Below are 22,702 nucleotides of genomic sequence, written 5' to 3'. Positions count from 1 at the left end.
GACCATGCCCGAACGCCGCACCGTCGCCCTTGTCACTCTTGGCTGCGCCCGTAACGAGGTGGACTCGGAGGAGCTCGCAGGCCGCTTGGAGGCGGATGGCTGGCAGCTCGTCGAGGACGCCGAGGACGCGGACGTCGCCGTCGTCAACACCTGCGGCTTCGTCGAAGCCGCCAAGAAGGACTCCGTCGACGCCCTCCTCGAAGCCAATGACCTCAAGGGCCACGGCAAGACCCGGGCCGTCGTCGCGGTCGGCTGCATGGCCGAGCGGTACGGCAAGGAACTCGCCGACGCGCTGCCCGAGGCCGACGGCGTGCTCGGATTCGACGACTACTCCGACATCTCCAACCGGCTGCAGACCATCCTGAGCGGTGGCAGCGTCGAGGCGCACACCCCGCGTGACCGGCGCAAGCTCCTGCCGATCAGCCCCGCGGAGCGGCAGGACGCCGGCGCCGGGATCGCCCTGCCAGGGCACGCACCCGTAGAGCCCCCCAAGGACCTGCCCGAGGGCGTCGCGCCCGCTTCGGGGCCGCGCGCCCCGCTGCGCCGCCGCCTCGGCAGCAACCCCGTCGCCTCCGTGAAGCTGGCCTCCGGCTGCGACCGGCGCTGCTCGTTCTGCGCCATCCCGTCCTTCCGCGGCTCCTTCATCTCGCGCCGGCCCTCCGACGTCCTCGGCGAGACCCGCTGGCTCGCCGAGCAGGGCGTCAAGGAGGTCATGCTCGTCTCCGAGAACAACACCTCCTACGGCAAGGACCTCGGCGACATCCGCCTCCTGGAGACGCTCCTTCCCGAGCTGGCCGCCGTCGACGGAATCGAGCGGGTGCGGGTCAGCTACCTGCAGCCCGCCGAGATGCGGCCCGGACTCATCGACGTACTCACGTCGACGGAGAAGGTCGCCCCTTACTTCGACCTGTCCTTCCAGCACTCCGCGCCCGGCGTGCTGCGCGCGATGCGGCGCTTCGGCGACACCGACCGCTTCCTGGAGCTCCTGGAGACCATCCGGGCCAAGGCGCCGCAGGCCGGTGTCCGGTCCAACTTCATCGTCGGCTTCCCCGGCGAGAGCGAGGGCGACCTCGCCGAGCTTGAGCGCTTCCTGACCGGCGCGCGGCTGGATGCCATCGGCGTCTTCGGGTACTCCGACGAGGAGGGCACCGAGGCGGCGACGTACGACGAGAAGCTGCACCAGGACGTCGTCGACGAGCGGCTCGCGCACATCGCTCGGCTCGCCGAGGAGCTCACCTCGCAGCGCGCGGACGAGCGGCTCGGGGAGACCGTCGAGGTCCTCGTCGAGTCCCTGGACGAGGAGGAGGGCCCGCTCGGCCGCGCCGCGCACCAGGCCCCGGAGACGGACGGCCAGATCCGTCTGACGGGCACCATCGGTGGGGACGGCCTGCAGGTCGGCCGTATGGTCGTGGCAAAGGTCGTCGGCACGGAGGGCGTGGACTTGGTGGCTGAGTGTCTCGAGGAGGCCGGCAGATGACCGGAGTCCCGGCATCCGCGTCAGGCGGTTCCGGCACGCAAGGCGCTCCGGGCGCCAAGCCGGTGCGTGGCGGGAAGCTGGGTGCTGCGGCCGTCAATCAGGCCAGCCTGTGGAACGTCGCCAACCTGCTCACCATGGTCAGGCTGCTGCTCGTACCGGGCTTTGTGATGCTGCTGCTCGGCAACGGCGGTGACGACCCGGCCTGGCGGTCCTTCGCTTGGGCCGCCTTCGCCGTCGCCATGATCACCGACCTCTTCGACGGACACCTGGCACGCACATACAACCTGGTCACGGACTTCGGGAAGATCGCCGACCCCATCGCCGACAAGGCGATCATGGGCGCCGCGCTGATCTGTCTGTCCTGGCTCGGCGACCTGCCCTGGTGGGTGACCGGAGTGATTCTCGGGCGCGAGCTCGGCATCACGCTGCTGCGGTTCTGGGTGATCCGCTATGGCGTCATTCCGGCCAGTCGCGGCGGCAAGATGAAGACGCTCGCGCAGGGCACGGCGGTCGGCATGTACGTTCTCGCCCTGACGGGACCGCTCGCGACACTGCGGTTCTGGATGATGGCGGTCGCCGTCGTACTGACGGTGGTGACCGGACTGGACTATGTGAAGCAGGCCGTTGTACTGCGCAAGCAGGGCATGGCCGAGGAGCGTACGGCGGCGTCGGAGTCCGCCCGGGAGGCCGCGAAGTGACATCCCCCGGACTGTCGGCGGCCGCGGTGTCGGCGAGCGGGCGCGCGGTGTCGGCGAGGGTGCTGCGGCTCCTGGCCGCGCGCGGCGAGACGCTCGCTGTCGCCGAGTCGCTGACGGGGGGACTGGTGGCCTCCGAGATCACGGCGGTGCCCGGGGCCTCGACGGTCTTCCGGGGGTCCGTGACGGCGTACGCCACTGATCTGAAGCGGGACGTGCTCGGGGTCGACGGCACCCTGTTGGACGAACGCGGAGCGGTGGACGCCGAGGTGGCACGGCAGATGGCGGTCGGCGTGCGGAAGGCGCTGGGCACCGACTGGGGGATCGCGACCACCGGTGTCGCGGGGCCCGAGGCCCAGGACGGCAAGCCCGTCGGGACCGTCTTCGTGGCGGTCGCGGGGCCCGGTACGGACAGCGTGCGTGGTTACGCCCGTGGCGGAGCCGAGGGGAAAGTGGCCGCTCTGCGGTTGAACGGCGACCGCTCGGAAATCCGTATGGAGAGTGTACGGAGCGTGCTCACGCTGCTGGTGGAGCAGCTGGCAGGCGAACCTGCCGGGAACGGGCGGGCACAGGATACGGAACAGAACGGGGGGAATTGATGTTTGCAGCCCTGAGTGAACACGACATCGCTCCCCGCACGGCCGCCGCACGAGGCGGTACGGTGGGGCGTGAAGGATGCGGCTACGCGGTCCGAGGAGGGAGCCACCGATGATTCTGCTCCGTCGCCTGCTGGGTGACGTGCTGCGTCGGCAGCGCCAGCGCCAGGGCCGTACTCTGCGCGAAGTCTCCTCGTCCGCCCGAGTCTCGCTCGGCTATCTCTCCGAGGTGGAGCGGGGGCAGAAGGAGGCATCCTCCGAGCTGCTTTCCGCGATCTGCGACGCGCTTGACGTACGGATGTCCGAGCTGATGCGGGAAGTGAGTGACGAACTGTCGCTCGCCGAGCTGGCCGAGTCTGCAGCAGCAGTCACGGAACCGGTGCGTGCGCCGGTTCGCCCGATGCTCAATTCCGTCTCCGTCTCCGTGGCCGGTGTGCCACCGGAACGGGTGACGATCAAGGCGCCCGCCGAGGCGGTGGACGTCGTCGCGGCGTGACGGCCCTTCTTGGCTGAGAGCGCCGCCCATGCGTGTGAAGGTCCCGACCGGGTACTCGGTCGGGACCTTTTGCGTTTCCGGAAAGGACAGATGCCTTGTGACGGGCGTTCTGTGACGGACGTCCTGTGTAGGAGTACTCAGAGGGGATAGAAGAGCCCTTAAGTCAGCTTAATCAGCCGTATCGGGCTATTTATGCCATGGTTGATGAGGGTTTCTCTCGTTCGTCGATGAGTTGGAGGAGACAGATGTACGTCGCCAAGAGCCCCCTGTCCGACGCGGACCAGAAGACGGTCTCGGAGGCGCTGCAGGGCGCGCTGGTGGACCTGGTCGACCTGTCGCTGGTGGCCAAGCAGGTCCACTGGAACGTCGTCGGACCGCGTTTCCGTTCCGTACATCTGCAGCTCGACGAGGTCGTCGACACCGCGAGGCAGCACTCCGACACGGTGGCGGAGCGCGCCTCCACGCTCGGTGTCTCGCCCGACGGGCGCGCGGCGACCGTGGCGCAGAGCAGCGGCATCGGCAAGGTCCCTGAGGGCTGGATCAGGGACTCGGACGCGATCGGGGTACTCGTGGACGCGCTCGGCGCGGTGATCACGCGCTTCCGTGAGCGGATCGACACGACCGGTGAGGCGGACCCGGTCAGCCAGGACATCTTCATCGGGATCACGGCTGACCTCGAGAAGCATCACTGGATGTTCCAGGCCGAGAACGGCTGAGTCGACCTTTGCCGTTGCCGTCTGTGGCCCCTTTTGGCGCGCCGCAGCGCGCCCCCGTAGTGCTTCCGATGCTGGTGGTGCGCCCTCCCGGCGGGTGAACCCGGGCGTTTAGCGTCGATCTCGCGTCGACGGGAGGTGACAGCCGTGACAACCGTGAACGTGACAGCCGTGACGTGGCGGGTGGTGCGGTGGGCGCCTGTCGTCGGGATCGGCGCGGTGTGGTGGTGGGGTGTGCTGCGGCTGGCTTTCGCGCCCGACGCGGGGGCCCTGGAAGGGGCGGTCGCCGCCGGGGGGTGGGGGCTGAGTCTGCTTCCTGTGCACTGCGTGCCGAAGTCGCGGGCTGTGGGGGCGGCGAGGGCCCGGCGGTCAGGGGGTGAGCTTGAGAGGCGGGCACGAGGGGTGGGGCGGGGGCTGGCTACCAAGGCATGGCGACGCCGCCGTTGGGGCGGAGGATCTGGCCCGTCGTGAAGGACGAGGCGTCGGACGCGAGGTGCAGCACGGCGTGTGCGATGTCATCCGGTTCGCCGACGCGGCGCAGGGGAGACATGCGCGTCATGATCTCTTCGGTGTGGGCTGGGGCTCGGGCCGTGGTTTGGGCTTGGGCTTGGCCTTGGATTTCGGCGGGCGTTTCTTGTGTGTCGTGGCGGGCCGTCATGGGCGTGCGGATCCAGCCCGGCGCCACGGCGTTGACCCGGATGCCGTGCGGGCCGACTTCCGTGGCCAGGGTTTTGGTGAGCTGCACGACGGCGGCCTTCGAGGCGCCGTAGCAGAGGAGGCCGGGGCCGCCGGTGTCCACCGCTCCTGAGGCCATGGTGATGATGCTGCCGCCCTTACGGGCGTCGATCATGGCGCGGGCTGCCGCCTGGCAGGCGTAGAGAACGCCTTTGAAGTTGATGTCCAGGACGCGGTCGAGGTCTTCGTCGCGGGTCTCCAGGACCGAGCTGCTGTGCATGACTCCGGCGATGGCGGCCATGATGTCGAGTCGGCCGTGGGGTGCGGTGGTTGTGGCGGTTGTGACGGCCTGGTCTATCTGTTCCTTGTCGGCGACGTCGAGTCGGTGGGTGTGGGCCGCGCCGCCGGCCGCCTTGATGAGCGTCGCTGTCTCGTGGAGGCCCTGGGTGTCGCGGTCGGCGCAGTGGACGGTGGCTCCGGCCTCGGCCAGGAGCAGGGCCGATGCGCGGCCGATGCCGCTGGCGGCGCCGGTGACGAATGCGGTGCGTCCGGTGAGGTCGTACGCCTTGACGGGCATGACGGGACGGTACGGCCGGACCTGACGGGGCGTCAACTGGTTGGTGTGGACGCGGGGCCCGCCGTGGTGCGGGCGTGGCGGAGGCAGCCGTGTCAGGGGGTCGGGCCCTGCTGGCAGGTGGGGCACCAGTAGGTGGGGCGGCTGCGGGAGCCGTCTCCCTGCTCCGCCACGCGGATCGAGGTGCCGCAGCGCAGGCAGGGGCGGGGCGCGCGGCCGTACACGTACAGGCGCTGGCCGGTGCGGGGGCGGCCGGTGGTGGTGCGGGAAGGCCGGTCGCGGTTGGCTTCCAGGAGCTTCTTGGCGAACGCGGGGAGGCGGGTCGCCGTCTCCTCGGGCAGTTCGCCCACGGGGAGCCAGGGGGTGACGCCCAGGAGGAAGCAGAGCTCGCTCTTGTAGATGTTGCCGATGCCCGCGAGGTTGCGCTGGTCCAGCAGGGCTTCGCCGAGGGGGCGGTCGGGTGTCGCCCGGAGGTTGCCCAACGCGCGCTCGGGGTCCCAGTCGGGGCCGAGGAGGTCCGGGCCCAGGTGGCCCACGGCCTTGCTCTCGTCGGCGGTGCGGAGCAGTTCGAGGACGGGCAGGCGGTACCCGACGGCGGTCTGCTCGGCGGTGCCGAGGATGGCCCGGATCTGGTGTGCCGGGCCGCCGCGCCAGGGCTCGCCGGAGGCGTACACCCGCCAAGCGCCGTCCATGCGGAGGTGGGAGTGCAGGGTGAGGCCGCCCTCGATGCGGGTGAGGAGGTGCTTGCCGCGCGGGGTCACGTCCAGGACGGTGCGCCCGGTGAGGTCGACCGTCGCGAGCTTGGGCACGCGAAGGTCGGAACGCGTGAGGGCATGCCCGGCGAGAGCGCTGTGCAGCCGCCGGGCCGCCTGGTGGACGGTGTCTCCTTCGGGCATGGGTCCAGGGTGGCATGGAGGGGGGTGGGGCGGGGGCACGCGTGTGGGCACGTTGCCCAGCGCCCGGGGCGGGCACCGTTACACGCGCAGTCGCAGGCCCCGTGGGGTGGCGTGGAAACCGGCTCCTTCCAGGAGGGGGGCGAAGGGGGAGGTCAGGGCGGCGGCGCCGTTGACGCGCTCCACGGTGACCGTGCCGAGGGAGCCCGCTCGGGCGGCTGCGGCCAGGGCCCCGGCGGCCGCGTGCAGGCGGGGATCCTCGGTGACCGGTTCCTCGGGAACGCCGGGCCAGGCGAGGAGTGTCTTGCCGCCGCGCTCCATGTACAGCGTCAGTTCGCCGTCGACCAGGACGACGAGGGAGCCCGCCTTGCGGCCGGGCTTGTGGCTCGCGCCGGTCGGGGGCTCGGGCCAGGGCAACGCGGCGCCGTACGCGTTGGCGGGGTCGGCGGCGGCGAGGACGACGGTGGCCTGGGCGTCGGAGGGGCGTGAAGTGCCCGTACGCTCCCGCGTGTTCGCCGTGGCGCGCAGGCGGTCCACCGCGCCGTCCATCGCGAACTGGGCCGCGCCGAGCCCTTCCACCACGTAGCCCCGCCGGGCCTGGCCGCTGTCCTCGAAGACGGACAGGACACGGTACGTCGCCGAGAAGCCGCCCTCGACACCTTCGGCCGCCACCGCACCACGGGTGACCACACCGTGCCGGTCCAGGAGGGAGCGGGCCAGGGCGTGCGCGCGCACCGTCAGGTCGGACTCGCGCGGCGGAAGCAGCGACCAGCGGCCCGCGACCGTCGGCGGGCCGCTGCGGGAGGCGGTACGGGCGGCGGCGGTCAGCGTGCCGTAGCGCCCGCGCGGGATGCCCCGCTTGGCGCGGTGGGCCGTGGCGCCCGCGGTGCGGCCCGAGCCGAGGAGCGAGCGCATCGGGCTGAGCGTGTCGTTCGTGAGCCGTCCCGACCAGGCCAGCTCCCAGATGGAGTCGGCCAGTTGGGGGTCGGAGGCTTCGGGGTGGGTGGTGGCGCGGACCTGGTCGGCGATCTGGCGGAAGAAGAGGCCGTACCCCCCGGAGAGGGTGTCCAGGACGGACTGGTGCAGGGCGGTGAGTTCCAGGGGATGCGGGGGCGGCAGGAGCAGGGGTGCAGTGTCCGCCAGGTAGAGGGAGACCCAGCCGTCCTTTCCCGGCAGGGATCCGGCGCCGGCCCAGACCACCTCGCCGGCCGCGGTCAGCTCGTCGAGCATGGCGGGGGTGTAGCCGGAGACCCGCGACGGCAGGACGAGCTTTTCGAGCGCGGATGCCGGGACGGTCGCCCCCTGCAACTGCTCGACGGCGCGCGCCAGGCCGTCGATGCCTCGCAGGCCATGGCCGTCCAGGTGCTGCCACTGGGGCAGGAACTGGGCGAGCGCGGACGGTGGCACCGGCTCCAGCTCGTGCCGCAGGGCCGCCAGGGATCGGCGGCGCAGGCGGCGAAGGACCGCGGCGTCACACCACTCCTGGCCGATGCCCGCCGGGTGGAACTCTCCCTGTACGACGCGGCCGTTCCCCGCGAGGCGTTGCAGCGCGCCCTCCGTGACCGCCGCTCCGAGGCCGAAGCGGGCGGCCGCGGTGGCGGACGTGAACGGGCCGTGCGTGCGCGCGAAGCGGGCCAGGAGGTCGCCGAGGGGGTCCTTGACCGGCTCGGTGAACGCCTCGGGGACGCCCACCGGCAGGGCCGTGCCGAGGGCGTCCCGCAGGCGTCCCGCGTCCTCGATCGCCGCCCAGTGCTCGGCCCCGGCGATCCGGACCCGGATGGCGCGGCGGGCGGACGCCAGCTCAGCGGCCCACTCGGGCTCCGCACCGCGCTCGGCCAACTCGGCCTCGGTGAGGGGTCCAAGGAGGCGCAGCAGGTCGGCGACGCCTTCGGAGTCCTTGATCCGACGGTCCTCCGTGCGCCACTGGAGCTCCTGCTCCAGCTCGGCGAGGACGTCCGCGTCGAGCAGTTCGCGCAGCTCCGCCTGGCCGAGGAGCTCCGCGAGCAGATGGGAGTCCAGGGAGAGGGCCGCCGCGCGCCGCTCGGCCAGCGGCGAGTCACCCTCGTACAGGAACTGGGCCACGTACCCGAACAGGAGCGAGCGGGCGAAGGGAGAGGGCTCCGGAGTGGTGACCTCGACGAGGCGGACGCTGCGGGACTCGATGTCGCCCATCAGTTCCGTGAGGCCCGGTACGTCGAAGACGTCCTGGAGGCACTCCCTGACGGCCTCAAGGACGATCGGGAACGATCCGTACTCGCTCGCCACTTCGAGCAGTTGCGCGGCGCGCTGGCGCTGCTGCCACAGGGGGGTGCGCTTGCCGGGACTGCGGCGCGGCAGCAGCAGGGCGCGGGCGGCGCATTCCCGGAAGCGGGAGGCGAACAGGGCCGAGCCGCCCACCTGGTCGGTGACGATCTGGTTGACCTCGCCCTTGTCGAAGGCGACATCGGCGGCCCCGATGGGGGCCTTCTCGGCGTCGTACTCCATGGCGGGCTCGGCGGGGTCCTGGTCGAGCAGGTCCAGGCCCATCAGGTCGGCGTCGGGCAAGCGCAGCACGATACCGTCGTCGGCGTGCATGACCTGCGCGTCCATGCCGTACCGCTCGGTCAGACGGGCACCCAGGGCGAGGGCCCACGGCGCGTGCACCTGCGCTCCGAAGGGCGAGTGCACGACGATCCGCCAGTCGCCCAGCTCGTCGCGGAACCGCTCCACCACGATCGTGCGGTCGTCCGGGATGTGACCGCAGGCCTCGCGCTGCTCCGCGAGGTACGTCAGGACATTGTCGGCGGCCCAGGAGTCGAGCCCCGCGGCGAGCAACCGCACGCGCGCGTCCTCCCGCGAGAGCGCGCCGACCTCCCGGAGGAACGCACCGAGCGCACGGCCCAGTTCAAGCGGGCGCCCCAGCTGGTCGCCCTTCCAGAACGGCAGGCGGCCGGGGACACCGGGAGCGGGGGAGACGAGGACACGGTCACGGGTGATGTCCTCGATGCGCCAGGAGCTCGTGCCGAGCGTGAAGACGTCACCGATCCGGGACTCGTACACCATCTCCTCGTCGAGCTCTCCGACGCGGCCGCCGCCCTTCTTCGGGTCGGCGCCGGCGAGGAAGACCCCGAAGAGTCCGCGGTCGGGAATCGTGCCTCCGGAGGTGACCGCGAGGCGCTGTGCGCCCGGCCGCCCGGTGACCGTGCCCGCCACGCGGTCCCAGACCACGCGGGGGCGCAGCTCCGCGAAGGCGTCGGAGGGATAGCGGCCCGCGAGCATGTCCAGGACGGCCGTGAACGCGGACTCCGGGAGCGAGGCGAAGGAGGCGGCCCTGCGGACCACCGTGAGGAGGTCGTCGACCTGCCAGGTGTCGAGCGCGACCATCGCCACCAGCTGCTGGGCCAGCACGTCCAGAGGATTGGCCGGGACGCGCAGAGACTCGATGGCGCCGGTCCGCATCCGCTCCGTGACGACGGCCGCCTGGACCAGGTCGCCTCGGTACTTGGGGAAGACGACTCCGGTGGAGACCGCGCCCACCTGGTGGCCCGCGCGGCCCACACGCTGCAGACCGGAGGCGACGGACGGCGGCGACTCGACCTGCACGACCAGGTCGACCGCGCCCATGTCGATGCCCAGCTCCAGACTGGAGGTGGCGACCACGGCCGGCAACCGGCCTGCCTTCAGATCCTCCTCGACCAGCGCGCGCTGCTCCTTGGAGACCGAGCCGTGGTGGGCGCGGGCCAGGACCGGTGGAGCGCCCTTGGCGGCGCCGGACTCTGCCATCATCTCCGCGGGCGAGTGGTGCTCGGGGAGGGCCTCACCGGTCGCTCGTTCGTACGCGATCTCGTTGAGGCGGTTGCACAGGCGCTCGGCCAGGCGGCGGGAGTTGGCGAAGACGATCGTCGAGCGGTGCGCCTGGACGAGATCGGTGATGCGCTCCTCGACGTGCGGCCAGATCGACGGGCGCTCGGCTGCCGCGCCCGTGCCGTCTCCGGAGTCGGCGACCGGGGAGCCGCCCAACTCACCGAGGTCCTCGACGGGGACGACCACCGAAAGGTCGAACACCTTGTCGGACGGCGGCTGGACGATCTCCACCTTGCGCTTGGGGGAGAGATAGCGCGCCACCTCGTCCACCGGCCGCACCGTCGCCGACAGGCCGATGCGGCGCGCGGGCTTCGGCAGCAGCTCGTCGAGCCGCTCCAGGGACAGCGCGAGATGGGCGCCGCGCTTGGTGCCCGCGACGGCGTGCACCTCGTCGAGGATCACCGTCTCGATGCCGGTGAGCGCGTCCCGGGTGGCCGAGGTGAGCATCAGGAAGAGCGACTCGGGGGTGGTGATCAGGATGTCCGGCGGGCGGGTGGAGAGGGCGCGGCGCTCGGCGGGCGGAGTGTCGCCCGAACGGATGCCGACGCGCACCTCCGGCTCGGGCAGGCCGAGGCGCACGGCTTCCTGGCGGATGCCGGTCAAGGGGCTGCGCAGATTGCGCTCCACGTCGACCGCGAGGGCCTTCAGCGGTGATACGTACAGCACCCGGCAGCGCTTCTTCGGGTCCGCGGGCGGCGGCGTCGAGGCCAGCTGGTCGAGCGCGGCCAAGAACGCGGCCAGCGTCTTGCCGGAACCCGTCGGCGCGACGACCAGCACGTCGGCACCCTCGGAGATCGCCCGCCACGCACCGGCCTGGGCGGGGGTGGGCGCGGAAAAGGCCCCCGTGAACCAGTCGCGGGTCGCGGGGGAGAACTCGTCGAGGGCGCTGTGGGCACCGGACGCGGAGCTGACCATGACCCCATCGTGCACCCCGCCACTGACAACGGCGTCGACCTGCGGAAATGGCATTGCGCGCAGGTCGCAGAATGGAGGCATGGCGGGTTCGGCGGAGCGGGCCTGGCACCGGCGGCACGGCGAGCTGCCCGGCGTCGACCTGTTGCGGCCCCGCTGTGTCCGCCCGCTGTGTCGGCGAGACGCTCGCGGCCGACACCCTCCTGCGGGTGGGGGTGACCCGGCTGCTGCGGGCGGCGATGACCCGGCTGCCGCGGTGGAACGGCGGGCGGCTGCCGGAGCGCGCCGCCCTTGGGGAGCGCCTCGCCGATCCGCCGAGCCTGGAACGGCTCACCGCCGCCGCGGGGGCCGGTCACGGCCGGGCTGCGGGCGCTGACGGGCTGGGCCGGCGACTGCCGGACCCGTCAGGTGATGGGCCGCCCGTAAGCCCGTAGCGTGCGCAGCGCCTCGATGGTCACGATCGGACGCGACTCAAGGGCCGTACCCGGTGCCCACTGGCGCCACCGGACGGGCCAGCCGCCGTCCTCCTGCTGTTCCCGCGCCAGGAGGTCCAGCGAGCGCCCCATCTCGGCATCGGTGAACCACGCGCGCGCGAGTGACTCGGGGGTCTTCGCGAAGTCGTGCGCGAAGTGGTGCTCACCCGGCGCGTATCCCGGGGACACCGGATACGCGTCCAGGTCGTCCGGGTCCAGCGCCGCCAGACGCTGCTCCCGCACGAGGCGTCCGAGGCGGTCGGCGGCGGCCTGCGCGCGGGAGCGGTCGGGCGCGCCGTCGAGGAAGGCGACGGCTGCCTGTACCTCGTACGGATGCGACTTCCCGAGCGATTCGACGGCCGCCCAGCAGAAATCCGTGGCCCGGAAGAGCCAGGCGTGCCACACCCCGTTGCGGTGCAGCAGCCCGACCACGGGCCCAGTGGCCAGCAGATCACTGGGCGGATTGTCAAGGATCGGCACGAACGGCGCCGAAGGGTAGCCGCGCTGGCTTGGATGGACCGCCGGGAGGGCGCCCTCGGGCGTCGACACCGACGTCAGATAGCGGCACACGCGCTCCATCCGCTGCCCGCCGCAGCGCCGGATCGAGTCCAGGATCCGCAGCGCGTGCCCGATGTGCAGCGGCTGGGCCACAGGGCCGCGCAGATCGGGTTCGAGTGCGTACCCGTACCCGCCGTCCGCGGTGACGTATGCGGCAAGGGCGGTCTCCACAGCGTCCGCGGCCCGGTCGCCGCCATCGAGGAAGTGGTACGCGAACCGCCGCTGCTCGAGGACGCGCGCGGTGAGCCAGACGAAGTGCTCGGCGCGGGCGACCGGGGAGGACGCCGCGTCGGGGGAGGGCACTGGGTCGGGGGATGCTCCGGTTTCGGCCATGTTCCGACCGTAGGACGGAAAGCGTTCTCGACAAGCCCCCTGCGCCCGGCTGCACTCTCAGGGGCGCGATACTGGAGGCATGCGGTTGACGGTCTTCTGGCAGCGAATGGCGGCTCACTTCGGAGCGGGGTACGCCGACTCCTTCGCGCGCGATCACGTGATGACGGAGCTGGGCGGCCGTACGGTCCACGAAGCGCTGGACGCGGGCTGGGAAGCCAAGGACGTCTGGCGCGCGGTCTGCGCGGCCATGGACGTACCGGCCGAAAAGCGCTGATTGCGGACTGCCCTACGGGCCGCTCTGCAGCGGGCTCTACGGGTCGCTCTACGGGCGGCTTGTTGTCGTCGGAGGGCGCCACGCGCGCGTAGGCCGCCGCAAGATTGTGCGCAGCCCGTCCCAAGATGCGGGGTCGGCGACCGATTGTCGGCGGCGTGGGTGAGACTGACCCCGTGGCACCCACAGACGAGACCGCGCAGGTCACCCAGGACATCGCTCCACTCGGCACGACGCCGCCCGCGCGGCCCCCCGCCGGGGCCGAGGCAGGGCACGGCGCCCGCATGCCGCGCTGGCTGCCGCGTGCCATGGTGCTCGCCCTCGCGCTCATCGCCTGCTTTCAGCTCGGCAGTTGGGCCTTCCACCAGCTGACCGGGCTGCTGATCAATGTCCTGATCGCGTTCTTCCTGGCGCTCGCGGTCGAGCCGGCGGTGAGCTGGATGGCCGCGCGCGGGCTGCGCAGGGGCTTCGCCACGTTCATCGTCTTCATGGGCGTCGTGATCGCGAGCGCGGGCTTCGTCACGCTGATGGGGTCGATGCTCGCGGGCCAGATCGTGGACATGGTGGAGGACTTCCCCGACTACCTCGACAAGGTCATCAGCTGGATCAACCAGACCTTCCACACGGAGCTCTCCCGCGTCGAGGTGCAGGACAGCCTGGTCCACTCCGACTGGCTGCGGAAGTACGTGCAGAACAGCGCCAGCGGCGTCCTGGACGTCTCCGCGCAGGTCCTCGGCGGTCTCTTCCAGCTCCTGACGATCCTGCTGTTCTCGTTCTACTTCGCGGCCGACGGCCCGCGGCTGCGTCGCGCGCTGTGCTCGGTGCTGCCGCCCGCCAAGCAGGCCGAGGTGCTGCGCGCCTGGGAGATCGCGGTCGACAAGACCGGCGGCTATCTGTACTCGCGCGGGCTGATGGCACTCATCTCCGGGGTCGCCCACTACGTCCTGCTCCAGGCGCTCGATGTCCCCTACGCGCCCGTGCTCGCCGTGTGGGTGGGCCTGGTCTCCCAGTTCATCCCCACCATCGGCACGTATCTGGCGGGCGCCCTGCCGATGCTGATCGCCTTCACGGTCGATCCCTGGTACGCGCTCTGGGTGCTGATCTTCGTAGTGATCTACCAGCAGTTCGAGAACTACGTGCTGCAGCCCAAGCTCACCGCCAAGAGCGTGGACATCCACCCCGCGGTCGCCTTCGGGTCGGTCATCGCGGGGACGGCACTCCTCGGCGCGGTCGGAGCGCTCATCGCCATCCCGGCCGTCGCGACCCTGCAGGCCTTCCTCGGGGCGTACGTGAAGAGGTACGACGTCACGGACGACCCCCGGGTGCACGGGCACCGGCGCCGGGTCGGACCATCCCTCCTCGCGCGCGTGCGACGCGCGTTGCGCGGGCCGAACCACCCGGGGGCGGCGGCGGAGTCAGAGACACGGCCGAAGCCGGACGAGCGCCGGTAGGACCGGACGGGCGCCGGTAGGACCGGACGGGCGCGTCTGTTCAGAGCGGCAACAGCGGCAGCAGTCGAACCTCGGCCTCGGGGAGCTTGGCCCACCAGTAATGGTGGCGGCTGTACACCTTCGTCTCGCGGCCGGCGAGGAGCGCGGTGAGGGAGCGGGCCTCCGCCGCGAGCCCGTCCCAGGTCTCGGGCGACAGGGAGTGGAAGGCCGTGGCCTCGATCGCGCCGTCCACCTGCCGCCACACCCCGGCGACATGGCCGTCCACCAGCAGGGTGGGCAGCACGTCGCCGTTGTTCCGGATCACCAGGGGGCGGTAGGCCGGGGGTATCACGCGGCTGCGGTCGGCGTAGGCCAGCAGAACGCTGTCCCACATCGCCATGAGCCGGGGTGGTGCGGGGGTGTCCGCGGCCGGGCGGGAGGCGCCCGGAAGGTCGAACAGCGTGCTTCCGTCCGGCCCCTGGAGCTGCTCGACAACGCCGTCCAGAGCGCGCAGCGCCTCACGTACGGGAGCCCGCTGCACCATGGAGAACTGAGCCACGTCTGCCACGGACGCGGGGCCGAACCCCTCCAGATAGCGCAGGACCAGGGCCCGCAGTGCGTCCGGTACCGCCGCTCGCCCCGCGAGCAGGGGCCCGGCCCCGGCCGCCACGAAAGACGGCCGGACGCCGAACGACCACGGCGCGTCGGTCGGCGCGTGGTGCAGCGGCGCATACGCCTTCAGCCCCCACCACGCCCCGCCCGCCTTCTCGGCGCCGAGCCGCTCCGCGACCCATGCCCGCAACTCGGCCGAGGTTCGCGGCCGGGCGGCGAAGGCCAGCAGCTCCGGCACCATCTCCTCGGCGTCCGCGGGCGTCAGGCCCGCGGCGGCGAAGCGGTTGCCGAGCCGGGAGCCGTACAGGGTCGGCTGCATCGCCCCGCGGAAGTCCTGGTAGTCCTCGGCGTGTACGGCGTGCAGGGTGATCCGCATGAGGGTCGCCTTGACCAGCGTGCGCTTGGCGAAGGCGGTGTCGAGCTCGGCAGGAGCGAAGCTCTTGAGTCGGTTCCAGAGCGCGAGATACGGCGAGGCCGGGTGCTGCGCCTGCAGCGCGACCACGCGTCGTATCCCGTCCTGGACGGTCAGCGGCTCACGCTCCAGCAGCATCTGACGGCTGAGGGTGGCCCGGTTGAGTTCGCCCGCGGTGATCTTCACAGCGCAGGATTCTGCCCCGCTCCACCTCGCCCCAGCCAGTGCTTGGGCTGTCCCGGTCTCCGCCGCCCCGAGGGCGGTGTCGAGCTTGACACTGAAATCGAACATCCATTCTTATGGGGTGTCCGGCGGTGATTTTCCGGGGGTGCGGGAGGTGATCCCTGGCACGCTTCGGCGGATTTCGGTGAGGGATGGCCTCGAGTTATCCACAGGCTGGACGGGCGTCGGGGCGGATTGTCAGTGGCAGGCGTTAGCGTCTTTGACGTGAAGCGATCGACTCAAGCAAATCGGGTGGAACCCATGGCAGGAACCGACCGCGAGAAGGCGCTCGACGCCGCGCTCGCACAGATTGAACGGCAATTCGGCAAGGGCGCAGTGATGCGCATGGGCGAGCGGCCGAACGAGCCCATCGAGGTCATCCCCACCGGGTCGACCGCGCTCGACGTCGCGCTCGGCGTCGGCGGCATCCCGCGCGGCCGTGTGGTGGAGGTGTACGGGCCGGAGTCCTCCGGTAAGACGACCCTCACGCTGCACGCCGTGGCCAACGCCCAGCGGGCAGGCGGCGCGGTGGCCTTCATCGACGCGGAGCACGCCCTCGACCCCGAGTACGCGAAGAAGCTCGGCGTCGACATCGACAACCTCATCCTGTCCCAGCCGGACAACGGTGAGCAGGCTCTCGAGATCGTCGACATGCTGGTCCGCTCCGGCGCCCTCGACCTCATCGTCATCGACTCCGTCGCCGCCCTGGTGCCGCGCGCGGAGATCGAGGGCGAGATGGGTGACTCGCACGTGGGTCTCCAGGCCCGTCTGATGAGCCAGGCGCTCCGGAAGATCACCAGTGCGCTCAACCAGTCCAAGACCACCGCGATCTTCATCAACCAGCTCCGCGAGAAGATCGGTGTGATGTTCGGCTCCCCGGAGACCACGACCGGTGGCCGGGCGCTGAAGTTCTACGCCTCGGTGCGGCTCGACATCCGCCGTATCGAGACCCTGAAGGACGGCACGGACGCGGTGGGCAACCGCACCCGCGTCAAGGTCGTCAAGAACAAGGTCGCGCCGCCCTTCAAGCAGGCCGAGTTCGACATCCTCTACGGCCATGGCATCAGCCGTGAGGGCGGCCTGATCGACATGGGCGTGGAGAACGGCTTCGTCCGCAAGGCGGGCGCCTGGTACACGTACGAGGGCGACCAGCTCGGCCAGGGCAAGGAGAACGCCCGTAACTTCCTGAAGGACAACCCCGACCTCGCCAACGAGATCGAGAGGAAGATCAAGGAGAAGCTGGGCGTCGGCGTGAAGCCCGAGGCTCCGGCCGCCGAGCCGGGCACGGACGCGGCGGGCACCGCCCCGGCCGACGACGCCGCCAAGACGGTGCCCGCGCCGGTGGCCAAGGCCACCAAGTCCAAGGCCGCGGCGGCCAAGAGCTAGTCCGTGACGCGACGAACCGACTGGACGGACCACACCGTCCCCGAAAGCCGCCCCGGCGCCGCGGGGCGGGGCCACGGGGATGGTGTGGATCAGGACGGCGTCGGCCAGGGCGATGGCCGCGGTTTCCGGGAGGGCGACAGGGCCGGCTTCGGGGGCGATGGCGGCAACCGGGACGGCGGCACCGGCCGGAGCGGCGGGCGTCGTCGGCGGCGTGGCGGCTTCGGTGACCACCAGGACAGCGGCCCCCCTTCCTCGTCGAGGGCCGAGAAGGGGGAACCGCCGACGGGGGATCCGGCTGAGCGGGCGCGGGCGATCTGTCTGCGCCTGCTCACCGGTACCGCGCGTACGCGCAAGCAGCTGGCCGACGCGCTGCGCAAGCGGGATATCCCCGATGACGTGGCGGAAGAGGTCCTCTCCCGCTTCGAAGAGGTCGGCCTGATCAATGACAGCGCCTTCGCGGACGCCTGGGTGGAGTCCCGCCACCACGGCCGGGGCCTGGCCCGCCGGGCGCTCGCCCGGGAGCTGCGGACCAAGGGCGTGGAGTCCACGCTGATCGACGACGCCGTGGGGCAGCTGGACTCGGAGCAGGAGGAGGCGACCGCGCGCGAGCTGGTCGCCCGCAAGCTCCGCTCCACGCGCGGCCTGGACCGGGACAAGCGGCTGCGCCGCCTCGCGGGCATGCTCGCCCGCAAGGGTTACGGGGAGGGCATGGCGCTCAGAGTGGTCCGGCAGGCCCTGGAGGAAGAGGGCGAGGAGACCGAGGACTTGGGGTACGAGGCGTTCTGAGCGGGCCGCTCCCACGGGGGTGGGGCGGCACCCAGAACGATCCACGCATCCCAACGGGCGCTCCGTGGGGTGGGGGTACCCCCCCTGCGGAGACGCCGGGCCGCCGCAGTGCACAGGAATGTGTGCACAGACGACTGTGTACGCATGGCACAGGAACCCGGCACGACTGATGCGGCGCAGGCCCATGACTCGGCCTCCGCCTCCGCCTCCGCCTCCGCCTCCGCCTTGGACATGGGCTCGGGCTCCGGCCCCGCCTCAGGACCGGCACCGGCCTCGACGCCGGTCGCGTCGGCGGACCCGACGCGGGCAGCGGACCCTGGCCAAGGCTCCATCACGGGCCGTGGCCCGGAGGTGGGTACGGCGGCCCCCGCCACGGCCCCTGCCCCGCAAAAGACCCCGGCTGCCCACGCCCAAGCGGTTCCGGAGAAGCTTCCAGTCTCAGCCTCAGCCACGGAAGAGGGGGAACCTCCGGAAGGGCCCCCGGCCCCGCTTCCCAGAAGAGCTGACCGACCTCAGCGTGCTGAAGGCTCTCGCGCAGCCTCGGCGGCAGCAGATGCTGCAGCACCTCACCGTGCACGGCCCGGCCACCTCGGCGACGCTCGCCAGGGCCCTCGGTCTCAACACCGGGGCCACCAGTTACCACCTGCGTGAGCTCGCCCGCTATGGCTTCGTCGAGGAGACGCCGGGCTCCGGGCACGGGCGCGGGCACGGACGCGAGCGCTGGTGGCGGGCCGTCCCCGGCGACCGGCGCTTTCCGCCGCGCAGTCGGCAGAGCCCCGGGACGCGGCTCGTCATGGACGAGCTCAACCATCTCTCGTACGCCGCCGACCTCGACCTCTTCGAGCAGTCGCAGCGGGAGACAAGTGCCGAACTCGGCGAGTGGGCCGACGCGTTCCCGTACTCGCGCGGCACGATCCGGCTGACCCTCGCCGAACTCCGTGAGTTCTTCGAGGAGTACATCGCGCTGCTCAACCGCTACAAGCGCCCCGACACCGACACTCCGGTCGGCGCGCGCACGGTGCTCACGCGCTTCCTGGCCTTCCCCACGCCCTCCAGGCCCACGATGCCCTCCAAGCCCATCACGCCCGCCGCTCCCGCCGCGCCCTCCGACAGCCGAAAAGAGACCGAGCCCTCATGATGCTGCGTTACGCACTGCAGACAGTCAGGGACCGCAAAGGCGGATTCCTGGGCGCCTTCCTCGCACTGATGTGCGCAGCCGCACTGATCACGGCATGCGGCACTCTCTTGGAGACCGGCCTGCGCGGCACCATCAAGACCGAGCGCTACGCTGCCGCGCCCGTGATCGTCTCCGCCGACCAGAACGTCCACCAGACCACGGTCAAGCACAAGAAGGGCAAGACCAAGGTCAAGCACAAGGCGAAACCGATCGCGGAACGGGCCTGGTTGTCGGCCGAAGGCATAGCGGACCGGCTCAAGAAGACTCCGGGCGTCCGCACGATCGTGCCCGAACTGACTTTCCTCGCCCAGCCGATGGCGCCCGCCGCCGCGCGAGACGTCGACAGGCCCGCCTACGGACACGCCTGGAGGTCCGCCGCCCTCACCCCCTTCCGTCTCGTCGACGGCAGCGCCCCGCGTGCGGCGGGCGACCTCGTCATCGACCGTGATCTCGCCGACCGCGCCGGCCTGACGCCCGGCGACCGGCTCACCGTCCAGTCGACGCAGGGCCCGCGCAGCTACCGCATCACCGGCATCGCCGCCCCTCAGAACGGTGCGCTCGCCCACCAGACCTCGCTCTTCTTCTCCTCCAAAGAGGCCGAGAGGCTCGCGGCGCACCCCGGAAAGGTCACCGCTTTCGGCGTCGTACCGGATGAGGGCACCGACGTCGCTGACCTGAAGCAGGCTGTCGCACGTGCCCTGGACGGCACGACAGCGCAGGTCAGCACGGGTGACGATCGTGGACCTGTCGAGTTCCTCGACGCGGCGGGCGCCCGCGTCAAGCTCGTCAGCATGGGCGGCGCCATGGGCGGCACATCGCTCCTCGTCGCCGTCCTCGTGGTCGTCGGCACCTTCGCGCTCTCCGTCCAGCAGCGCCACCGCGAGCTCGCCCTGCTGCGTGCCGTCGCCGCGACACCGAAGCAGATCCGCAGGCTGCTGGGGCGCGAGGCGCTGGTCATCGGTGCCGCGGCGGGCGTCATCGGCTCGCTCGCCGGAATTCCGCTCGGCGGCTGGCTGCATGGCCGGTTCGTGGGCACGGGGGCCATCCCGGCCACCCTCGAACGCGCCGTCAGCGTCTTTCCGCCCTTCGTCGCCGTCGCCGCGACCCTGCTCGGCGCCTGGGCCGCCGCCCGCATCGCGGGCCGCCGGATCGTCCGGATCCGCCCGGCCGAAGCCCTCGCCGAGGCGCGGGTCGAGCGGGTCCGGCCCGCCTGGAGCCGCGTCGTGGCCGGACTGGTCCTGCTCGTCGGAGGCATCGTCCTGGTCGCCGTGCTGAGCATCCTGCACACCGAGGCCGCGTCGACTCCCGTGACATACCTGGCCGTTGTGGTCTTCGCCTGCGCCATCGCACTCCTCGGCCCGTTCGTCGTCCGGGCGGCGGCCACGCTGCTGCGTGGTCCGCTCCGGCTGAGCGGCCCGGCCGGCAAGCTCGCCCATGCCAACCTGCGCGGCAACGCGGCCCGGATGGCCGCCGCCGTCACCCCCCTCGCCCTCCTCACCGGCATGACCTGCACCGTCCTCTTCGTCCAGCCCACCCTGGGCGACGCAGCTCGCGCCGAGGCGCGCGACGGCATCCGCGCGAACTGGGTGCTCGCCACGCAGGGACCGGGCGTTCCGGCGCAGGCCGCGCGTGAGCTGCGTACGACCGAAGGCGTCGAGGCCGCCACCGAGGTCGTACGCACCACCGTGCGCGTAGGGCTCGACAAGTACCCGGCGCAGGGCGTCACACCGGAGGGCCTCGCCCGGACCTGGGACCCGGACGTCACCGCCGGTTCCCTGAAGGGCTTCGGCGAGGACAGCGTCGCCGTCAGCGAACTGGCCGCCGACCGGCTCGGTCTGAAGCCGGGCAGCACGCTCAAATTCACCCTCGGAGACGGCACGAAGGCCGAACTCACCGTCCGTGCCGTGTACGCCCGCGGGCTCGGGTTCGGCGATCTGACCATGGCGCACGGTCTGGTCGCCCGCCACGTCGACAACCCGCTCGCCGCCACGGTCCTCGTCAAAAGCGACCGTACACAGCAACAACTCGCGGCGGCCGTCGAGAAGTTCCCGGGCGTACGGGTTCTCGCCCCGGCCGCCGCCGACGGACTTCAAGCCGAGCGCCAGCAGGCCAACGCCGAGGTGAACCACCTCGCCATGGGCCTCGTCCTGGCCTTCACTGCCATCGCGGTCGTCAACACTCTCGCGATGTCCGTGTCCGAGCGCATCCGCGAGTTCGCGATGCTCCGGCTCGCGGGCGCCACGCGCCGCCAGGTACTGCGGATGCTGCGCACCGAGGCGCTGTCGGTCCTTCTCATCGGCACGGCACTGGGCAGTGGGGTGGCGCTCGCCGTCCTGTCCGCGTTCAGCGTGGGCATGACGGGCAGCGCGGCACCGACGGTCACTCCGCTGGTGTACGTGTCCGTGGTCGCCGTCGCCGGACTGCTCGCCCTGGTGGCGACCGCGCTTCCGGGCCGTGCCGCCCTGAGGCCGCTCCCGGTCACGGTGGCGACAGCGAAGGAATAGGGAAGTAAGGGGCAGTACGCAATGGTGGGCGCCCCTTACCTGAGGGGCACCCACCCTTGGTTTACAGGGCCATCGCGCGCGTTCACACCGTGACCGGAAGCCCCGCCGTACGCCACGCCTGGAAGCCGCCGACGAGGTCGGTCGCGTGGCGCAGCCCCAACTGCCGCAAGGAGGCGGCCGCGAGGCTCGACGCGTACCCCTCGTTGCAGATCACGACGACGCGTAGCGCGTGACCGGTGGCTTCCGGGGCGCGGTGGCTGCCCTGGGGGTCGAGGCGCCACTCCAATTCGTTTCGTTCGACGACCAGCGCTCCGGGGATCAGTCCGTCGCGTTCCCGCAGTGCCGCGTATCGGATGTCGACCAGCAGGCCGCCGGCCTGGGAGATGGCGTACGCCTCCCGGGGAACGACCCGGTCGAGGTCGAGCCGTACGCGCTCCAACAACTCGTCGATGCCAATCGGCTGTTCACTCACTGCCAGTCCTCCGGGCGCTCCACGGACTCCAGGCGGAGCACGTCGCCGGTGCGGCTGTAGCGGCGGATCCGTGGCAGGGGTGGGTAGTAGGCGTGTACGGAGATGGCGTGTTCGGTGGGCGACTCGTTCAGCACCTCATGCACGTGGTTGCGGCCGAAGGCGCGGCCCTCGCCAGGCGTCAACTCCCTTTCGCGGTCGACGTCTCCGGTGAGCTCCAGGGTCTTCCAGCCGTCGGTGGGCAGGCGTACGGCGAGCGCGTTCTCCTTGAGGGTGCCCGCCGCGGTGAGGAACGCGCCGATCGACTCCGCGTGGTCGTGCCAGCCGGTGCCGGTACCCGGCGGCCAGCCGATCAGCCAGGCCTCGCTGCCACCGGGCCCCTCCAGGCGCACCCAGGTGCGGCCCTCCGGGTCGAGCGGCAGGGAAGCGATCAGCTCGGGGTCGGCCGCACTGCGGCGGACGAAGTCGAGGAGTTCGGCGGCGCTGGGGGCGGCGGGCGCGGTGGAGCGCTCGGACGCGGGCGCGGTGGAGGAAGGGGTGGAGGCAGACACGGATACCGTCCTGGAAGTTCGCGGAAGAGCACGCGAGCAGGCCGGGAGGCGGCGCTCAGCGTGCGGGGAAGAGGCGAATTCAGCAGGACGGGTGACACACGCAGCCTGCGTAGCGGACGAGGTCCATATGGACCCTCCGCCACAGGCGCACATCGGTGTCGGTCACGATCCGGAGTAGACCATGGAGGTCGGGGGAGGTCAACTCCTGCGCGTCCGCTGCCGACGGGGACCTCGACGGAGGCAGCCGTGCGGGGTGAGCCAGACCCCGGGATACGTCCACCGACCCACGCCGGCAGCGGTCCGCGCGCCCGCCGCCAAGCAGACGCTCACCGGCCCGCTGGGAGCGAACCGCGCCCCGCCACCGGACTCGCGCCTACCAGCCCACGCCGACAGCCGTCCACGCACCCGCCGCCAGGCATACGCTCACCGGCCCGCTGGGAGCGAACCGCGCCCCGCCACCGGACTCGCGTTCACCGACCCACGCCGACAGCCGTCCGCGCGCCCGCCGCCAGGCAGACGCTCATCGGCCCGCCCCGGGGAGCGGGGCTGCCCCGCCACCGGACTCGCGCCTACCAACCCACGCCGACAGCGGACCTCGCCCACGACGTGGGTCAGACGTTCACCGGCCCGGCCCTGCCACCGGG

At 71.7% G+C, this 22,702-nt stretch carries 21 protein-coding genes; 13 read left to right on the top strand and 8 right to left on the bottom strand.

What is annotated here, in order from left to right; translation table 11 throughout:
• Positions 1 to 4 precede the first annotated feature (4 nt).
• The 6 genes from rimO to ACWDVB_RS02440 all read left to right on the top strand — a co-directional run bounded on the left by rimO (position 5) and on the right by ACWDVB_RS02440 (position 4,448).
• Positions 5 to 1,477, top strand: coding sequence for a 30S ribosomal protein S12 methylthiotransferase RimO (gene rimO, locus ACWDVB_RS02465; RefSeq protein WP_451518385.1), 1,473 nt, complete (start codon positions 5 to 7; stop codon positions 1,475 to 1,477).
• Complete coding sequence (gene pgsA / locus ACWDVB_RS02460) at positions 1,474 to 2,175, top strand: CDP-diacylglycerol--glycerol-3-phosphate 3-phosphatidyltransferase (RefSeq protein WP_451518384.1); 702 nt, start codon at positions 1,474 to 1,476, stop codon at positions 2,173 to 2,175. Before rimO ends, pgsA begins: the two co-directional genes overlap by 4 nt.
• 47 nt (positions 2,176 to 2,222) lie before the next feature.
• Positions 2,223 to 2,771: a CinA family protein gene (locus ACWDVB_RS02455; protein ID WP_451518395.1), complete on the top strand. Its 549-nt coding sequence runs from the start codon at positions 2,223 to 2,225 to the stop codon at positions 2,769 to 2,771.
• A 109-nt stretch (positions 2,772 to 2,880) separates the two neighbouring features.
• Complete coding sequence (locus tag ACWDVB_RS02450) at positions 2,881 to 3,264, top strand: helix-turn-helix domain-containing protein (RefSeq protein WP_451518383.1); 384 nt, start codon at positions 2,881 to 2,883, stop codon at positions 3,262 to 3,264.
• Between the two features lie 245 nt (positions 3,265 to 3,509).
• Positions 3,510 to 3,980 (top strand): Dps family protein, encoded by a 471-nt coding sequence (locus ACWDVB_RS02445; RefSeq protein ID WP_451518394.1) that lies wholly within the window; start codon positions 3,510 to 3,512, stop codon positions 3,978 to 3,980.
• Between the two features lie 168 nt (positions 3,981 to 4,148).
• Entirely contained in the window at positions 4,149 to 4,448 is a 300-nt protein-coding gene (locus ACWDVB_RS02440) for a hypothetical protein (protein WP_451518393.1), read from the top strand.
• On the opposite strand, the gene ACWDVB_RS02435 is transcribed toward ACWDVB_RS02440, so the two are convergent.
• From ACWDVB_RS02435 to ACWDVB_RS02425, 3 genes are all read right to left on the bottom strand, one after another.
• The gene (locus tag ACWDVB_RS02435; protein ID WP_451518382.1) at positions 4,396 to 5,229 is read right to left on the bottom strand and encodes an SDR family NAD(P)-dependent oxidoreductase; all 834 of its coding nucleotides are present in this window, start codon (positions 5,227 to 5,229) and stop codon (positions 4,396 to 4,398) included. The genes ACWDVB_RS02440 and ACWDVB_RS02435 overlap by 53 nt on opposite strands.
• 92 nt (positions 5,230 to 5,321) lie before the next feature.
• On the bottom strand, positions 5,322 to 6,122 hold the full coding sequence (locus ACWDVB_RS02430) for an Fpg/Nei family DNA glycosylase (RefSeq protein WP_451518381.1): 801 nt from the start codon (positions 6,120 to 6,122) through the stop codon (positions 5,322 to 5,324).
• Positions 6,123 to 6,200: 78 nt separating this feature from the next.
• Positions 6,201 to 10,877 (bottom strand): ATP-dependent helicase, encoded by a 4,677-nt coding sequence (locus ACWDVB_RS02425; RefSeq protein ID WP_451518380.1) that lies wholly within the window; start codon positions 10,875 to 10,877, stop codon positions 6,201 to 6,203.
• 155 nt (positions 10,878 to 11,032) lie between these two features.
• Between ACWDVB_RS02425 and ACWDVB_RS02420 the strand changes: the two genes are divergently transcribed.
• A complete protein-coding gene (locus tag ACWDVB_RS02420; protein WP_451518379.1) occupies positions 11,033 to 11,308 on the top strand; it encodes a hypothetical protein in 276 nt (91 codons plus the stop codon).
• Here the strand turns inward: ACWDVB_RS02420 and ACWDVB_RS02415 are convergent.
• Positions 11,279 to 12,238 carry a hypothetical protein gene (locus tag ACWDVB_RS02415; protein ID WP_451518378.1) on the bottom strand — a complete coding sequence of 320 codons (960 nt, stop codon included), beginning with the start codon at positions 12,236 to 12,238 and terminating at the stop codon, positions 11,279 to 11,281. The genes ACWDVB_RS02420 and ACWDVB_RS02415 overlap by 30 nt on opposite strands.
• 79 nt (positions 12,239 to 12,317) lie before the next feature.
• On the opposite strand from ACWDVB_RS02415, the gene ACWDVB_RS02410 reads away from it, so the two are divergent.
• Together ACWDVB_RS02410 and ACWDVB_RS02405 are read left to right on the top strand one after the other, a co-directional pair.
• A complete protein-coding gene (locus tag ACWDVB_RS02410; protein WP_451518377.1) occupies positions 12,318 to 12,512 on the top strand; it encodes a DUF3046 domain-containing protein in 195 nt (64 codons plus the stop codon).
• 173 nt (positions 12,513 to 12,685) lie between these two features.
• Complete coding sequence (locus tag ACWDVB_RS02405) at positions 12,686 to 13,960, top strand: AI-2E family transporter (protein WP_451518376.1); 1,275 nt, start codon at positions 12,686 to 12,688, stop codon at positions 13,958 to 13,960.
• A 40-nt stretch (positions 13,961 to 14,000) separates the two neighbouring features.
• On the opposite strand, the gene ACWDVB_RS02400 is transcribed toward ACWDVB_RS02405, so the two are convergent.
• A complete protein-coding gene (locus ACWDVB_RS02400) occupies positions 14,001 to 15,149 on the bottom strand; it encodes a winged helix DNA-binding domain-containing protein (protein WP_451518375.1) in 1,149 nt (382 codons plus the stop codon).
• Between the two features lie 297 nt (positions 15,150 to 15,446).
• On the opposite strand from ACWDVB_RS02400, the gene recA reads away from it, so the two are divergent.
• From recA to ACWDVB_RS02380, 4 genes are all read left to right on the top strand, one after another.
• Positions 15,447 to 16,571 carry a recombinase RecA gene (gene recA / locus ACWDVB_RS02395; protein ID WP_451518374.1) on the top strand — a complete coding sequence of 375 codons (1,125 nt, stop codon included), beginning with the start codon at positions 15,447 to 15,449 and terminating at the stop codon, positions 16,569 to 16,571.
• A 3-nt stretch (positions 16,572 to 16,574) separates the two neighbouring features.
• Entirely contained in the window at positions 16,575 to 17,357 is a 783-nt protein-coding gene (recX, locus tag ACWDVB_RS02390; RefSeq protein WP_451518373.1) for a recombination regulator RecX, read from the top strand.
• Between the two features lie 517 nt (positions 17,358 to 17,874).
• Positions 17,875 to 18,495 (top strand): ArsR/SmtB family transcription factor, encoded by a 621-nt coding sequence (locus ACWDVB_RS02385; RefSeq protein WP_451518372.1) that lies wholly within the window; start codon positions 17,875 to 17,877, stop codon positions 18,493 to 18,495.
• On the top strand, positions 18,492 to 21,038 hold the full coding sequence (locus tag ACWDVB_RS02380; protein ID WP_451518371.1) for an FtsX-like permease family protein: 2,547 nt from the start codon (positions 18,492 to 18,494) through the stop codon (positions 21,036 to 21,038). The genes ACWDVB_RS02385 and ACWDVB_RS02380 overlap by 4 nt, the downstream gene beginning before the upstream one ends.
• 82 nt (positions 21,039 to 21,120) lie before the next feature.
• On the opposite strand, the gene ACWDVB_RS02375 is transcribed toward ACWDVB_RS02380, so the two are convergent.
• From ACWDVB_RS02375 to ACWDVB_RS02365, 3 genes are all read right to left on the bottom strand, one after another.
• Positions 21,121 to 21,516: a rhodanese-like domain-containing protein gene (locus tag ACWDVB_RS02375; protein ID WP_451518392.1), complete on the bottom strand. Its 396-nt coding sequence runs from the start codon at positions 21,514 to 21,516 to the stop codon at positions 21,121 to 21,123.
• Positions 21,507 to 22,058 carry a cysteine dioxygenase gene (locus ACWDVB_RS02370; RefSeq protein ID WP_451518370.1) on the bottom strand — a complete coding sequence of 184 codons (552 nt, stop codon included), beginning with the start codon at positions 22,056 to 22,058 and terminating at the stop codon, positions 21,507 to 21,509. The genes ACWDVB_RS02375 and ACWDVB_RS02370 overlap by 10 nt, the downstream gene beginning before the upstream one ends.
• A 79-nt stretch (positions 22,059 to 22,137) precedes the next feature.
• Positions 22,138 to 22,185, bottom strand: coding sequence for a hypothetical protein (locus tag ACWDVB_RS02365; protein WP_317987190.1), 48 nt, complete (start codon positions 22,183 to 22,185; stop codon positions 22,138 to 22,140).
• Positions 22,186 to 22,702 lie beyond the last annotated feature (517 nt).

This window comes from Streptomyces sp. NPDC003379 (genome assembly GCF_053589195.1).
This window is presented reverse-complemented; position numbering and strand designations above follow the sequence as displayed.

Excerpts from the sequence above, each read along its gene's own strand:
- rimO (WP_451518385.1), top strand. The coding sequence starts at position 5 with ATGCCCGAACGCCGCACCGTCGCCCTTGTCACTCTTGGCTGCGCCCGT.
- ACWDVB_RS02450 (WP_451518383.1), top strand. The coding sequence starts at position 2,881 with ATGATTCTGCTCCGTCGCCTGCTGGGTGACGTGCTGCGTCGGCAGCGC.
- recA (WP_451518374.1), top strand. The coding sequence starts at position 15,447 with ATGGCAGGAACCGACCGCGAGAAGGCGCTCGACGCCGCGCTCGCACAG.
- ACWDVB_RS02430 (WP_451518381.1), bottom strand. The coding sequence starts at position 6,122 with ATGCCCGAAGGAGACACCGTCCACCAGGCGGCCCGGCGGCTGCACAGC.
- ACWDVB_RS02445 (WP_451518394.1), top strand. The coding sequence starts at position 3,510 with ATGTACGTCGCCAAGAGCCCCCTGTCCGACGCGGACCAGAAGACGGTC.
- ACWDVB_RS02380 (WP_451518371.1), top strand. The coding sequence starts at position 18,492 with ATGATGCTGCGTTACGCACTGCAGACAGTCAGGGACCGCAAAGGCGGA.
- pgsA (WP_451518384.1), top strand. The coding sequence starts at position 1,474 with ATGACCGGAGTCCCGGCATCCGCGTCAGGCGGTTCCGGCACGCAAGGC.
- ACWDVB_RS02435 (WP_451518382.1), bottom strand. The coding sequence starts at position 5,229 with ATGCCCGTCAAGGCGTACGACCTCACCGGACGCACCGCATTCGTCACC.
- ACWDVB_RS02410 (WP_451518377.1), top strand. The coding sequence starts at position 12,318 with ATGCGGTTGACGGTCTTCTGGCAGCGAATGGCGGCTCACTTCGGAGCG.
- ACWDVB_RS02415 (WP_451518378.1), bottom strand. The coding sequence starts at position 12,238 with ATGGCCGAAACCGGAGCATCCCCCGACCCAGTGCCCTCCCCCGACGCG.
- ACWDVB_RS02425 (WP_451518380.1), bottom strand. The coding sequence starts at position 10,877 with ATGGTCAGCTCCGCGTCCGGTGCCCACAGCGCCCTCGACGAGTTCTCC.